The organism is Mesorhizobium sp. L103C131B0, from assembly GCF_000502275.1.
Taxonomy (GTDB): Bacteria; Pseudomonadota; Alphaproteobacteria; order Rhizobiales; family Rhizobiaceae; genus Mesorhizobium.
The window spans coordinates 305,834-318,956 of record NZ_AYXC01000003.1; the positions used below are offsets into that span (position 1 = coordinate 305,834).

At 63.5% G+C, this 13,123-nt stretch carries 10 protein-coding genes; 5 read left to right on the forward strand and 5 right to left on the reverse strand.

The window, feature by feature from the left end:
* Window positions 1–31: 31 nt before the first annotated feature.
* The 4 genes from X730_RS156090 to X730_RS156075 are packed head-to-tail and all read right to left on the reverse strand — an operon-like array spanning window position 32 to window position 4,096.
* On the reverse strand, window positions 32–1,381 hold the full coding sequence (locus X730_RS156090; protein ID WP_023825936.1) for an aminotransferase class III-fold pyridoxal phosphate-dependent enzyme: 1,350 nt from the start codon (window positions 1,379–1,381) through the stop codon (window positions 32–34).
* 20 nt (window positions 1,382–1,401) lie between these two features.
* The gene (locus X730_RS156085) at window positions 1,402–2,064 is read right to left on the reverse strand and encodes an HAD-IA family hydrolase (protein WP_023682706.1); all 663 of its coding nucleotides are present in this window, start codon (window positions 2,062–2,064) and stop codon (window positions 1,402–1,404) included.
* Window positions 2,061–3,341 carry a Tm-1-like ATP-binding domain-containing protein gene (locus X730_RS156080; protein WP_023825937.1) on the reverse strand — a complete coding sequence of 427 codons (1,281 nt, stop codon included), beginning with the start codon at window positions 3,339–3,341 and terminating at the stop codon, window positions 2,061–2,063. Before X730_RS156080 ends, X730_RS156085 begins: the two co-directional genes overlap by 4 nt.
* Window positions 3,341–4,096, reverse strand: coding sequence for an IclR family transcriptional regulator (locus X730_RS156075; protein ID WP_023825938.1), 756 nt, complete (start codon window positions 4,094–4,096; stop codon window positions 3,341–3,343). The genes X730_RS156080 and X730_RS156075 overlap by 1 nt, the downstream gene beginning before the upstream one ends.
* 166 nt (window positions 4,097–4,262) lie before the next feature.
* Here X730_RS156075 and X730_RS156070 point away from each other — a divergent pair, with 166 nt between their 5' ends.
* The 3 genes from X730_RS156070 to X730_RS156060 all read left to right on the forward strand — a co-directional run bounded on the left by X730_RS156070 (window position 4,263) and on the right by X730_RS156060 (window position 8,452).
* Complete coding sequence (locus tag X730_RS156070; protein WP_023825939.1) at window positions 4,263–5,711, forward strand: APC family permease; 1,449 nt, start codon at window positions 4,263–4,265, stop codon at window positions 5,709–5,711.
* A gap of 63 nt (window positions 5,712–5,774) precedes the next feature.
* A complete protein-coding gene (locus X730_RS156065) occupies window positions 5,775–6,968 on the forward strand; it encodes a cytochrome P450 (protein WP_023825940.1) in 1,194 nt (397 codons plus the stop codon).
* Entirely contained in the window at window positions 6,965–8,452 is a 1,488-nt protein-coding gene (locus X730_RS156060) for an aldehyde dehydrogenase (RefSeq protein ID WP_023825941.1), read from the forward strand. The genes X730_RS156065 and X730_RS156060 overlap by 4 nt, the downstream gene beginning before the upstream one ends.
* A gap of 175 nt (window positions 8,453–8,627) precedes the next feature.
* On the opposite strand, the gene X730_RS156055 is transcribed toward X730_RS156060, so the two are convergent.
* Window positions 8,628–10,910: a mechanosensitive ion channel family protein gene (locus X730_RS156055; protein WP_245261324.1), complete on the reverse strand. Its 2,283-nt coding sequence runs from the start codon at window positions 10,908–10,910 to the stop codon at window positions 8,628–8,630.
* A 282-nt stretch (window positions 10,911–11,192) separates the two neighbouring features.
* Here X730_RS156055 and X730_RS156050 point away from each other — a divergent pair, with 282 nt between their 5' ends.
* The gene (locus X730_RS156050) at window positions 11,193–11,795 is read left to right on the forward strand and encodes an ANTAR domain-containing response regulator (RefSeq protein ID WP_023667842.1); all 603 of its coding nucleotides are present in this window, start codon (window positions 11,193–11,195) and stop codon (window positions 11,793–11,795) included.
* A gap of 2 nt (window positions 11,796–11,797) precedes the next feature.
* Window positions 11,798–13,036: a CmpA/NrtA family ABC transporter substrate-binding protein gene (locus X730_RS156045; RefSeq protein WP_031196722.1), complete on the forward strand. Its 1,239-nt coding sequence runs from the start codon at window positions 11,798–11,800 to the stop codon at window positions 13,034–13,036.
* Window positions 13,037–13,123 lie beyond the last annotated feature (87 nt).

The following is a 13,123-nucleotide window of genomic DNA, read 5'->3' on the forward strand; positions in this document are numbered from 1 at the left end:
CGTACCAAACTCCATTGCGTCAGCGGGTCTATCAGGCCCTCGACAGACCTGCATCGATGGCCTCGCCGATCTTTGCCACGTCGGCGGCGCCGATGATCAGCGGCGGCGACAGGATGATGTTGTTGCCGGACACGCGCAGCATGACGCCGGCGTCATAAGTGGCTTCCGAAACCACGGCCATGGTCTTCTTGTCCACCGGCTTTTTCGTCGTGCGATCGGAGACCAGCTCTAGCGCAGCCATCAGGCCCTTGTACCTGATGTCGCCGACGATCGCGTGCTTGGCTTTTAGCCCCTCCAGCGTCGCCGCGAGCTCGATGCCGCGCGCGGCTGCGTTCTCGTCCAGGCGAAGCCGCTTGGTCTCGGCAAGTGCAGCCAGCCCTGCCGCGCAGCCGACAGGATGGCCGGAATAGGTATAGCCATGACCGATCGCCCCGAAGCTGGTCTTGTCGGCCTCGAAGACGTCGGCGACCTTGGCGCCGATCAAGGTGGCGCCGAGCGGGAAATAGCCCGAGGTGATCGCCTTGGCGATGGTCATGAAATCCGGCTTCACGCCGGATAGCCGCGAACCCGACCAGGCGCCGGTGCGACCGAAGCCCGTGACCACCTCGTCGGCGATCAGCAGGATTTCGTGGCGGTCGCATATCTCGCGGACCAGCGGCATGAAGCTGTCATGCGGAACGATGACGCCGCCGGCGCCGAGAACCGGCTCCATGATGAAGGCGGCAATGGTGTCGCCGCCCTGGAAGGCGATCTCGTCCTCCAGCGCTTTGGCGCACAGTTTGGCTAGCCGCGCCGGATCGGTCTCATCGAACGGATTGCGGAAGGTCCAGGGTGCGGGAATGTGGAAGGCGCCGGGCATAAGCGGCTCATAGTTGCGGCGGAAATTGGCGTTGCCGTTGACTGACGCGCCACCGAAATGGGTGCCGTGATAGCCCTTCTTCAGCGCGAGGAATTTTGTCCGGTCGCCCTGGCCGCGGATCTTCCAGTATTGGCGGGCGAGCCGCAGTGCGGTTTCGACCGAATCCGAGCCGCCCGAGGTGAAGAAGGTCCGCACCATGCCTTCCGGTTCGAACCATTCGCTGAGTTCGTAAGCGAGCTCGATCGACGGGCCGGTCGACGTGCCGCGAAACCCGGAATAGTAGGGCAGGGCGCTGAGCTGGTCGGCGATGGCCTTCTTGATCGGGTCGCAGGAGTAGCCGAGATTGACGTTCCACAGGCCGCCAACCGCATCGAGCACGGTGTTGCCGTCGATGTCGGTGACCATCACGCCTTCGCCTTTCATGATCACCTTTGGCGGGTTGGCCCGCATCTCGGCCGGGTGTGCCATCGGATGCCAGATCGGCTTGGCGTTTTTCTCGGTGAGGAAATTGATGTCGCGCATCGCAAGGCTCCGCAAATGTCTCAGGAGATGAGGTCGAAATGGCCGAGGGCCTCGGCATAGGAAAGTGCCGGCCGCGCGACGTCGAAATGAACGGTGCGCATGCCGGCGGCACGGCCGCCATCGACATTGCGCTGCTGGTCGTCAACGAACACACAGGCGCCGGCAGGCAGGCCGAGCGCCTCGGTCACCAAGGCATAGGCGCGCGGATCGGGCTTGAGGATGCGGGTATAGGTGGCGTCGACGATGGTGTCGAACAGCTCGAGCAGCGGCAGCCGCTGACGGAAGCCGGCGCCATAGAACAGATCTAGCTCGTTGGACAGGATCGCCAGGCGAAATCCCGCCGCATGCACGGTCCGGATGGCGCGGACGGCTTCGGGCCGCACGATCTTTTCCGGCTCGGCTCCGCGTGCGCGCTGGACGAATGTCTCCATCGCCTGCCAGTCCTCGCCGACGAGCCGGCCGACTTCGCTGGTGCGGGTGCGCCAATAATCGCGCTCGCTGATCTCGTCGGCCTGCATGGAGCGCCACAGCGGATCTGAATCCGGGTCGAACGGCCCGTGCCATTGCAGCGTTCCCGGCGCGAGGCCGAGCGCCTGTTCGGTCAAGGCATGGGTCTCGAAAAGGGTCCGGGTGACGACGCCGCCGAAATCGAGGACGAGCGCCTGGGCAGGAACAGCGCTCACGCAGCCACTCCCTTGGCCGGCATGCCGCGCGGGATGATGCCTTCCTCGACCCAGCGGTCGAAGATTTCGAGCGCCTTGCCGACGAACTCGTCGCTGTTGATGTGGGCGTCGATCTCGTGGAACTCGACGCCGGCGGGAATGGCCTTGCGCATCTCATCGGTGAACGCCGCGAGGGCTTCGGGTTCGTACAGCGGCTCGCCCTGCGCATCCCATTCCTGGATGCCGCCGGAGGGCAGGATGAAAGCGGAGCGCCCCTTCGACGCGCCGATCTTGGCGGCGATGGTCCTGGCGACTTCACGGCGGTCGTCGGCATCGACGGTGATCGAGGCGATCAACCTGTTATGAGCATGGAATGGCCGCTGCGCGAACTTTGTCGGCAGCGCCTGCCAGGTCGGCAAGTCGACCATGTCCACGGCGCCAGGGGCTGCGATCTGCGGAATGCCGCGGGCGCCGGCATTCTCGAGCCGGTCGGCGCCGGAGCTGACGACCGAACCGGCAAGATGATTGGTGATCTCCTGCAGGCTGAAGTCGAACACCGCGCAGAAATGGTCCTGGCTGGCGATCGATTCGAAGGCCCGGCCCCCCATCCCGGTGGTGTGAAAGACTGCGACGTCATAGCCGCGCTGCTCCAACGCCGGCTTCAGCGTCTTCATATAGCGCAGGCAACTGCTGCCCAGCGAAGTCATGCCGATGGTCGGTCCGACCGCCGGGGCCGAAGCACGGGATGCAAGCACGATCCTCGCCGCACCGACCACCGCGCCGCAGGCCTGGGAAAGGACCAGCTTGCAGATGGTGTTGAGGCCGTAGAGCCCGCCTGCCCACAGGATCATCATCAGGTCGGGCGCGACGCGCTCGGGCGGAATGAGATGCGAGTAGGCGATGGTCGAGACGACGAATTTCGGCACGCCGAGCGGCAGGCACAGCGCGACATCGAGCGCCAAATCGGTTCCCATCGAACCACCGATGGCGATGAAGGCGTCGATCTCGCCGCGCTGGTGAAGCTGGCGCACCAGCTGAACGGCGCCGACGGCCATCAATGTCATGGCGGTGTTTTCGTCGCCGCTCGAGACGATTTCGGCCATCGTCACGCCAGCGGCCCGCGCAACGGCATGCTTGTCGTGATCGGGACTATAGGCGGGGGCGCCCAGCACGCTGACATCCATCATCACGGCGCGGCCACCGGATGCCTCGATACACGCTTTCATGAACAGCAGTTCGTCGGTCTTGGTATCGCCCGTGCCGATGACCAGGATGCGGGGCGCCATATCTGCAGACATCAGGCCTGCCTCCTCAGGGTTTGCAGGTTTTCGCCATTGAGGCGCATCGAAATCTCCCGTGCCGCGGTCACAACCGCAAGCCCTCGTTCCACGATCGCAGCCGGTGTCGTCCTGGCCTTCGGGGCTGCCACCGCAATTTTCCCCAGCGCAAGTCCGTTGGCGGCGCGGATTGCAGCCGCGACGCCGATCACGCCGTCCTCATGGCCCTGGCCGCAGATCGAATAGCCGCGGTCGCGCGCCTCGCCGATCGACTTTGAAATGGCGGCCGGCTCGACGAGGGTATGATCGGTGAAGGCCTCAAGCGAACCTGTCAGGCATGCTTTCACGGTCGCGTTGTCGGCGAAGGCGAGATAGGCGATGCCGGAGGCGGTGGAATGCAGCGGCAGAAGCTGGCCGACATCGATGTTCACCCGGTTTGCCCAGCTTGAATGCTCGACATAAACGGTGATCAGCCTGTCGACGCCGAATTCCGACAGATGCACCGTCTCGGTTGTCGAACCCGCCAAATCCTGCGCCACGGGAATTGCCGTTTGCAGGAACGGGAAGCAGGCTTCGCGGATACGCGCCAGCCGCGACAGGCCGGCGCCGAGGCGATAGTGCCGCGTGCCGGCATCCTGCTCGACGAAGCCATGGCCGCCCAGCGCCATCANCGCCTTGTCCAAGGCGCACCGCCGCGCGAGATCGGAAAGTCCGAGCTCGGGCTCGTCCGCCGTGAACAGCTCCAGAAGTGAAATCGCCTTGCCGACCGTACCCATCCAGCCTCCCGCTCGGATAGAAACTTAATGTGTGAATTAACTTGACAGGCATCCGCATTCTTTGCAAGTCTATATTCAAAATAAGGGTTCAAATAATGAACCGATGGCATTCAGGGAACAGGCCGAGCGGCCGCGAACCCAGGGGTTCGTAAGACTGGAGGGACAAATGTCAGCAGTTTCGGAACAGGCGCCCGCCAACAGGCTGCGCAAGAACAGTCTTGGCGTCGGCGCTATCACCTTCATGGTGATTTCGGCGGCGGCGCCGCTCACCGCGGTCGCCGGCGGCACGCCGCTCGGCATGCTTATGGGCAATGGGGCGGGCTTTGCCGGAACCTATCTTATCGTGACCGTGTTGCTGCTGCTGTTTGCGGTCGGCTACGTCGCCATGTCGCGCCATGTCGGCAATGCCGGCGCCTTCTATGCCTATGCCGCGCGCGGGCTCGGCGGTTTTGCCGGCGGCGCAACCGCAATCATCGCGATCCTGTCCTACAACGCCATGCAGATCGGGGTCATGGGCCTGCTGGGGGCCGCGACCGCCGGCCTGTTCGCCGGCTGGGGCATCGACCTGCCCTGGTGGGTGTGGAGCTTCATCGCCGTCGCCATCGTCGCGGTGTTGGGCTACCGCCAGGTCGACCTCTCGGCCAAGATCCTGACGGTGCTGGTGCTGTGCGAATACATCGTGGTGCTGGTGTTAGACCTCGCCATCCTCAAGACCGGTGGCGACAGCGGCCTCTCGGCGGCGCCGTTCAGCTGGAGCCAGATCGTCAGCGGCTCGCCCGCCATCGCCATCCTGTTCTGTTTCGCCGCCTTCATCGGTTTCGAGGCGACGACGATCTATGCCGAGGAAGCCCGCGACCCCAAGGTGACCATTCCGCGCGCCACCTATTTCTCCGTGCTGCTGATCGGCGTCTTCTACATGGTCACGGCCTGGCTGATGGCGGTCGGCGCCGGCGTCGACAAATTGTTGCCGGCACTGCAGGCGCTTCAGGATCCGACGACTTTCCTGTTCGGCCTGTCCGACCGCTACGCCGGAACCATGCTGTCGCACGCCATGGGCATCCTGTTCGTGTCGAGCCTGTTTGCCGGCGTGCTGGCGTTCCACAACGCGGTTGCCCGCTACATCTACGTCTCGGGCCGCGAGAAGCTGTTGCCTGAAGCGATCGGCGTGACGCATTCAGTGCACCAGAGCCCGCATGTCGCTTCCGTCATCCAGAGCGTGTTGGCAGCGATCGTCATCGGACTGTTCGCGATACTCGGCCTCGATCCGGTTCTGGCGCTGTTTTCCTGGCTGACCAATGTCGCGACGCTGGGAGTCATCGTCATGATGGCGGTGGCCTCGCTCGCCGTGGTGATGTACTTCCGCGCCAACCCGTCGGCGCAGGAGAATGCGCTGAAGACCACCATCCTGCCTGGGCTGGCCTTCATCGCTTTCGTCGTCATCATCTACCTGATCGTCATTAATTTCGGTGGCCTGTCCGGGGCCGGTGGCTTCCTTGGCGTGTTGCTGCCGGGGCTGGTGCTGATTGCCGCGGTGGTCGGCCTGCTGCTTGCCGGTGCGTTGAAGAGCCGGGATCCGGTTGCCTTCGAAAATCTCGGCGTGCCGCTGAAGGACTAGGACAAAGGACAAGGGGGTAGCGCGTTCGGCGCCGCCCCTTTCCATCGCAAGGGAGTAACGGCGTTGAGCTTTGCCGAGAGCATCACCGTTGAGGCGCTGGAAGCCGATCCGTATCCGATCTATGCGGAACTGCGGCGCAGTGCGCCTGTCGCTTTCGTGCCGGCGGTCAATCTCTGGTTCGTCACCCGCTGGAAGGACGTCGAGACCGTCGCAAAGTCACCCGACATCTTCTCCGCCGTCGTCGGTACGTCTCCGGTCGAACGCTCGTTCGGCAAGCCGACCATCCTGACCACCGACGGCGAAACGCATAGACAGCTGCGCCAAGGCGTCGATCCGAAATACCGGCCGCGCACCGTCGCCGCCTATGCCGGCGATCTCGTACGGTCGATTGCCGAACCTTTTCTCGACCGGATCGCCGAACAAGGCTCCGCCGAGCTGATGGCGGATTATTTCGAGCCGGTGTCGACGCTCAGCCTGGCGCGCTCGCTTGGCCTTGCCGACATCGACATGCCGACGCTACGCCGCTGGTTCTATGGCCTTGCGCAGGGCGCCATCAATTTCGAGAACGACCCGAAGCGGCAAGAGATCGCCGACGCGATCAGCGCCGAGGTCGGCGCAGCCATCCGGCCGACTCTGGATAGACTGGCGCGCGCCCCCGACGGCTCGGCGCTGTCGCATATGCTGCATGACGGCATGCCGGAAGGCACGACGCGGCCGATCGATTTCTTGATGCCGAGCATCAAGGTCATTCTGCTTGGCGGGATGCAGGAGCCCGGACATGGTGCCGGTTCGATCCTCGCCGGCCTGCTTGCGCATCCCGAACAATTGCGGCAGGTGCTCGCCGATCCCGAGACCTTTGTGCCCAGGGCTGTCGATGAAGGCTTGCGCTGGGTGGCGCCGATCGGAACCCAGACGCGGCAGACGACGCAGGCGGTCGAGCTTGGCGGCGTAACCATCCCTGCCGGCGCCGCGGTCGCTGCACTTGTCTCCTCGGCAAGCCGCGACGAGAGCCGCTTTGCCGATCCAGACCGCTTCGACATCAACCGCAGGGAAGGCAATCATGCCGCCTTCGGCTTTGGTCATCATTTCTGTTCGGGCCGGTTTTTCGCGCGCGAGCAGATGTGCCTTGCGTTAAGGCTGCTGCTCCTGCGCTTCCCCGATCTCAGCCTGGTGCCAGGCAAGGTGCCGGTGTTTCGCGGCTGGGAATTCCGCGCGCCAACCACGTTGTATGTTTCCCTGGGAGTCCGCCACCAATGATCAGCCAGAATGCCATCGACGCGCTGCGCAAGACGGAGATCGGCGAGCGGGGCTTGTTTATCGACGGCGTACAGGCTGCAGCGACGAGCGGCGCGACGCTGGCGGTGATTTCGCCGATCGACGGCCGCCCTTTTGCCAGCATCGCTGACGGCAATGCCGCCGACATCGATCGCGCGGTCCGATCGGCGCGAAAAGCATTCGAGAAGGGTTCATGGTCGCGCGCCGCCCCTGCCTTTCGCAAGAAGGTGCTGATGAAATTTGCCGAGCTGATCGAAAAACATGTCGATGAGCTGGCCGTGCTTGGCGTGCGCGACAACGGCACCGAGATCGGCATGGCCTACAAGGCCGAGCCGCTGTCGGCGGCCGGCACCATCCGCTACTACGCCGAGGCGATCGACAAGGTCTATGGCGAGATCGCGCCGACGGCCGACAATGTGCTCGGGCTGATCCACAGGGAGCCACTCGGTGTCGTCGGCGTCATCGTGCCGTGGAACTTCCCGCTGATGATCGGCGCCTGGAAGATTGCGCCCGCACTGGCCACCGGCAACAGCGTCGTCGTCAAGCCGCCGGAGATCGCCTCGCTGACCTTGCTGCGGCTGGCCGAACTCGCAAGCGAGGCTGGACTTCCCGAAGGCGTGTTCAACGTCGTTACCGGGCATGGTGCTGTCGCCGGCGAAGCGCTTGGCCTCCATATGGATGTCGACGCCATCGCCTTTACCGGATCGGGGCCGGTCGGCCGGCGGCTGCTCGAATACTCCGCCCGTTCCAATTTGAAGCGGGTCTTCCTCGAGCTTGGCGGCAAGTCGCCCAACATCGTCTTTGCCGACGCTCCGGACCTAAAGCAGGCGGCGGTCGTCTCGGCCAACGGCATCTTTCGCAATTCAGGCCAGGTCTGCGTGGCGGGCTCGCGTCTGCTCGTCCAGTCGTCGGTCTATGATCTTTTCATGGACGAACTTGTCTCGGCAACCACGCGGCTCAAGGTCGGCGACCCGCTCGATCTCGCCAGCGACATCGGTGCGGTATCGAGCGCCGAACAGCTGGACAAGAATCTCGGCTTCGTCGCCATGGCGCAAGCCGAAGGCGCCCGTCTCGTCGCCGGTGGCGAACGGATACTGACCGAGACCGGCGGCAGCTACATGGCGCCGACGATCTTCGAGAACGTGACGCAAGAGATGCAGTTGGCGCGCGAGGAGGTGTTCGGACCGGTGCTCGGCGTGATGCGCTTCGAGACCGAGGAGGAGGCGGTGCATCTCGCCAACTCCACTGTCTACGGACTTGCCTCGGCGGTGTGGACCGCCAATCTTTCCACGGCCCATCGCATGGTGCGCGCCATCAACGCCGGTGTCGTCCACGTCAACACCTATGGCGGAGCCGATATCACCGTGCCGCTTGGCGGCGTCAAACAGTCCGGTTTCGGCCGTGACAAGTCGCTGCATGCGCTGGAGAAATTTGTTGACCTCAAGACCGCCTGGATTGCGCTCTGAGCCTCGCGGAAAGGCCAGCATATCTGCTCTTTTCGTCAAGCTTGGCCTCAGAACGCCACGCTGGTGCTGGTTGGCGGCGATCGCGTCGTCGCTATCGGCAGCTCGACTAGCGTGGTGTCGCGGGTCCAGGCTTTGCGCGGAAAGCCGTGTTGCGACCGGCGGGTATCACAGCGTCCTACTCCGTTGTGCCGGCTTTTTTTCTGCGCCGATTGGTGTGCGACTGGGCGACGGCCATTCGTAATTCAGGCTCCAAAGGCGCATTCTCTGTCCCATGCGGGTCTTGCAGCCCCTGGACGTGGACGGTCGGGAATGGGAGCTCGATGCCCTGCTCCTTGAAGGCTTGGCGGAGGCGCAAAAAGAACCTGCCTTTCATGCTGAAGGCGCCTCCAGGTCTGGTCGTGACCTTGACCCTCAAGACGATGCCGTACTCGCCGAACTCCTGCACCCCCTGCATCTTGATCGGTTCGATCACCCAGTGTTTGAACTCCGGATCTTCCGCCAGTTCCAGGCCAATTCGCTTGATCAGTTTGCGAGCAAAGTCGATATCGGTGTCATAGCCAACGGTGATGTTGAATTTGTCGGTGACCCAGTCACGGCTCTGGTTCTGCACGGCGCCGAGTTCGCCAAAAGGTATCGTGAACAGCGGACCACGATGGTGGCGCAGCTTCACCGAGCGCAGCGAAAAGCTCTCCACCGTACCCCTGTAGCTGCCCGATGAAATGTATTCGCCGACACGGAAAGCATCGTCGAGCAGATAAAACACGCCAGAGATCACGTCCTTGACGATGGTTTGCGCGCCAAAACCCACGGCGACGCCGACGACGCCGGCGCCGGCGATCAGCGGGCCGATCTGGATTCCGATCGAAGCGAGCATCATCAGCACCGCCATCACGATGATCACTGCTAGCAGAATGTTCTGGATGATCGGCAACAGCGTGTGCAGCCGCGCCTGATGCGGATCGAGGGTGAGGATGTCTTCTTCGCTCACCACCGCTTGCGGTATCGCGACGCCCAGCTTTCGTTCGATCAAGGCTTTGATGATCGACCAGCCGAAATCGGCAGCAAGGGCAATGACCACGACGTTGATCAAGCCGCGCAATATGAGCATGGTGGTCGTATCGCTGCCGCGCATGGATTGCATGTCCAGGCCCAGTACGCGTGCGAGAAGGTAAGCCGCCGCGAGGATGAAAATCATCCGGATACCGCGATCGATGACAGCGATCGTCACCGCCGGGATCGTCGGCCGGCCCGCATCTTCCGAACCGGGCCGCAGGACGAAATTAACCCCGCGCTCTGTCAGCACAATTGCCAAAGGCAGGAAGAATGCGGTGAAGGTAAACCAGAAGAATGTGTAGAGGCCGGCAATGCGTTCGAGGAACAGAACGACGAAATAAGCCGTCAACAACCATGTCACTGCCGTGTGACCGCTGTGGCGCGCGCCGTCTCGCTGCGTTCTTGGCCGACGCCAAATGGCCAGCAGGAAGAGCAACAGCAATATGAAATCGGCGCCGACGGACAGGACCATCATTCCGTCCTGGTCTATGCCGAGACCCGGCAAGAGGACAAACGCGGCGGCGAAGAAGGCGAAAACGCCGACGATCCGGGGCAGCCAATAAGCCCAATGGTCAGCAGCTCCGTCGGTGATCGGCAGGGCACGAACCTCGATGGCGTGCTCGACCTCCATGAAAGAAGGGACGAGTGTGGCCATCACGTATAGGCGCACAGCCCACGTAAAGACCGCAGCCATCAGAAATGTCAGCACAATCTCGCGGATGAGCGCTGGCCAGTCGAACAGCATGAACGCACCGGCGCTGCCCAGCGCGAACGAGCCGATCATCATGCTGGAATAAAGCGTGCGGCCGCCGATCTTCTTGGCCCGCCCGATGGGCGTATCTCTGGGTTGCGCGATGATCCAAAGACGAAATGGACGGGTGAGCTTGTATATTGCCCAGGTGAGCGCCAGGCCGGCAGCGATAAAGATCGCAATCAGCACCAATATGCTGACGGGGCCCTTGCTGGACATATCGTCCATGGTATTGGCCCGGACGCGCGCGAACTGGTCCGGCAGCGAAGGCAAGGTTCGCACGATCTTTTCGATGTGATGCTTGATCCGATCGAGCGTCGAGGATGCCATAGTATTCATCTGGCCCGGTGCGGCCACGGCGTCGGCCGGCGGAGCGCTAGTCTCGGCAGGCGCTTCCGTTGATCCAGCGGCCGGATTTCGTTGCTCGGCCACCCAGGCCTTCACCGACGGATCGTCGAGAAGCTCGAACAGCTGTTTGACCTTGTCGGGCGCGACGGCGGCCGGTGACTGCGCCTGTGCCGGGCCAGCCAGCAGGAGGGCGATGCCAAGGATGAGCGGCCCGGCAATCAGGGCAAACATCGTCGTCAGGCCTCCGAGACGCCGTGCCGGGCGCGCCAGCTTGCTGGCTCCCAATCGTCGTTTCATGAGCAGCATCGTGCGGTAACCTTCCGGTCAGATCGGCGAGCAAGGACAGCTATGTCCGTCGTTGCCCCCACCTTTAACAAGCCGATGTTGCGGTGCAAGTCTCATCGCACCTAGACCGTTGGGTAGGGCACCAGGCGACCGGCAAGGCTGTCATCACCAGTGCCAGCGTTGCGCTGCATTCCTTGTCCCGACCACCTAGACCGGGTCATTGTCGGTCGTCGGTTGCTCCGCGGCGGGAGCCTGTTACCATGCCGCATTGCACAATTTTGCGACCTTGCCCACAATGCGCGCATGGTCCGCAGCTCACTCGCCGTCCTGGTCATCGACGAAAACCGTATCCGCGCCGCGATCATCGAGGCAGGTTTGCGCGAGGCCGGCCATGAGCGGGTCACCGTCATCCACGACGTGACCGGCATTGCGCGGCGGATCGCCGAGATCGAGCCGGACGTCATCGTCATCGACCTGGAAAACCCGAACCGCGACATGCTGGAAAACATGTTCCAGCTGTCGCGTGCGGTGAAGCGGCCGATCGCCATGTTCGTCGACCGATCGGACCAGGCATCGATCGAAGCGGCGGTCGATGCCGGCGTTTCGGCCTATGTCGTCGACGGCCTCAGGCAAGAGCGCGTCAAGCCGATTCTGGACATGGCGGTCAGCCGCTTCAACGCTTTCTCGCGCATGGCGCGCGAGCTGGAAGAGGTTCGAGGCGAGCTTGAGAGCCGCAAGGTGATCGACCGTGCCAAGGGCATCCTGATGAAGTCGCGCGGCCTGACCGAAGAGGCCGCCTACACGCTGCTGCGCAAGACGGCGATGAACCAGAACCGCAAGATCGGCGACATTGCCCAGAGCCTGGTGACTGCCGCCGGGCTGCTCGGGCCGTCGGAGGACGAATGAGCATGAGCGCCGAGCACCAGATCACCGCCGGCTTCATGCCGCTCTTCGACAGTGCCGTGCTGGTTGCGGCGGGTGAGCTTGGATTTGCCGCACGCGAGGGCATCGATCTCACACTGCACCGCGAGACCTCCTGGGCCAACATCCGCGACCGCATCGCCATCGGCCATTTCCACCTGGCGCACATGCTGGGGCCGATGCCGCTCGCCTGCAATCTCGGGCTGACGCCGCTTGCTTCCGAGACCATCGTGCCGTTTTCGCTCGGGCTTGGCGGAAATTGCGTCACCATCTCCAACGCCGTCTGGGAAGGCATGGCGGCACACGGCGCCATACCCGATCTCGAGCCCGCGCGGGCGGGCGCAGCCCTTCGTGCGTTCATTCGCGAGCGCGCCAGGGCTGGCGGCGATCCGCTGCGCTTTGCCGTGGTGCACCCGCATTCGGGGCATAATTACGAACTGCGCTACTGGCTTGCCGGGTGCGGCATCGATCCGGAGCGCGAGATCGAGATCGTCATCGTGCCACCGCCCTTCATGGCCGATGCGCTGGCCGCCGGGCGGATCGACGGCTACTGCGTCGGCGAGCCCTGGAACAGCGCCTCGGTCGCCGCCGGCACCGGCCATATCGTCACCGTCAAAGCGCTGCTGTGGCGCAACAGCCCGGAGAAGGTGATCGGCGTGCGCAAGGCCTGGTCGCAGGAGAACCCGGTCCCGCTGGCAGCATTGCTGCGCGCGCTGCATCATTCGGCGCGCTGGTGCCAGGATCCGGGCAACCGCGCCGAACTGGCTGGTGTGATGGCTCAAGCTGGCTTCCTCGGCCTACCACCAGCTGTCCAGATGCCGATCCTGACCGGCCATCTTGAACTGGGCGGCGGCGCCGAACTGGATGTCGACGACTTCTTCCTGCCCTTCGACAAGGCGGCGAACTTTCCGTGGAAGAGCCATGCGCTGTGGTTCTATACGCAGATGGTGCGCTGGGGGCATGTCGAGCACACGCCGGAAAACCTTGTTATCGCCCGTGACTGCTACCGTCCCGACCTCTACCGCTCGGCGCTAAAGCCGCTTGGCGTTGCACTTCCCGGCGCCAATGCGAAGGTCGAGGGCGCGCTTAAGGTCGCCACGGCTGTCGGTGCGACCGGGGCAGGCCTGGTGCTTGGGCCGGACGGCTTCTTCGACGGTCAGACCTTCGACCCCGACGAGATCGACGGCTACATAGGGCGCCAGAAAGCGGCTCGCGCGGAAGCCTGATCATTCTCGCGCCATTCTTGTGCATTGCACAAAAAATGTGCGTGCGATTGCTGTAGTGAACAATCTTTGATCTGCTTGCGATGTCGC

Bases quoted from the DNA above. Each gene is read 5' to 3' on its own strand.
- X730_RS156090 (WP_023825936.1), bottom strand. From the start codon at position 1,381: ATGCGCGACATCAATTTCCTCACCGAGAAAAACGCCAAGCCGATCTGG.
- X730_RS156080 (WP_023825937.1), bottom strand. From the start codon at position 3,341: ATGTCTGCAGATATGGCGCCCCGCATCCTGGTCATCGGCACGGGCGAT.
- X730_RS156070 (WP_023825939.1), top strand. From the start codon at position 4,263: ATGTCAGCAGTTTCGGAACAGGCGCCCGCCAACAGGCTGCGCAAGAAC.
- X730_RS156060 (WP_023825941.1), top strand. From the start codon at position 6,965: ATGATCAGCCAGAATGCCATCGACGCGCTGCGCAAGACGGAGATCGGC.
- X730_RS156055 (WP_245261324.1), bottom strand. From the start codon at position 10,910: ATGCTGCTCATGAAACGACGATTGGGAGCCAGCAAGCTGGCGCGCCCG.
- X730_RS156050 (WP_023667842.1), top strand. From the start codon at position 11,193: ATGGTCCGCAGCTCACTCGCCGTCCTGGTCATCGACGAAAACCGTATC.
- X730_RS156045 (WP_031196722.1), top strand. From the start codon at position 11,798: ATGAGCGCCGAGCACCAGATCACCGCCGGCTTCATGCCGCTCTTCGAC.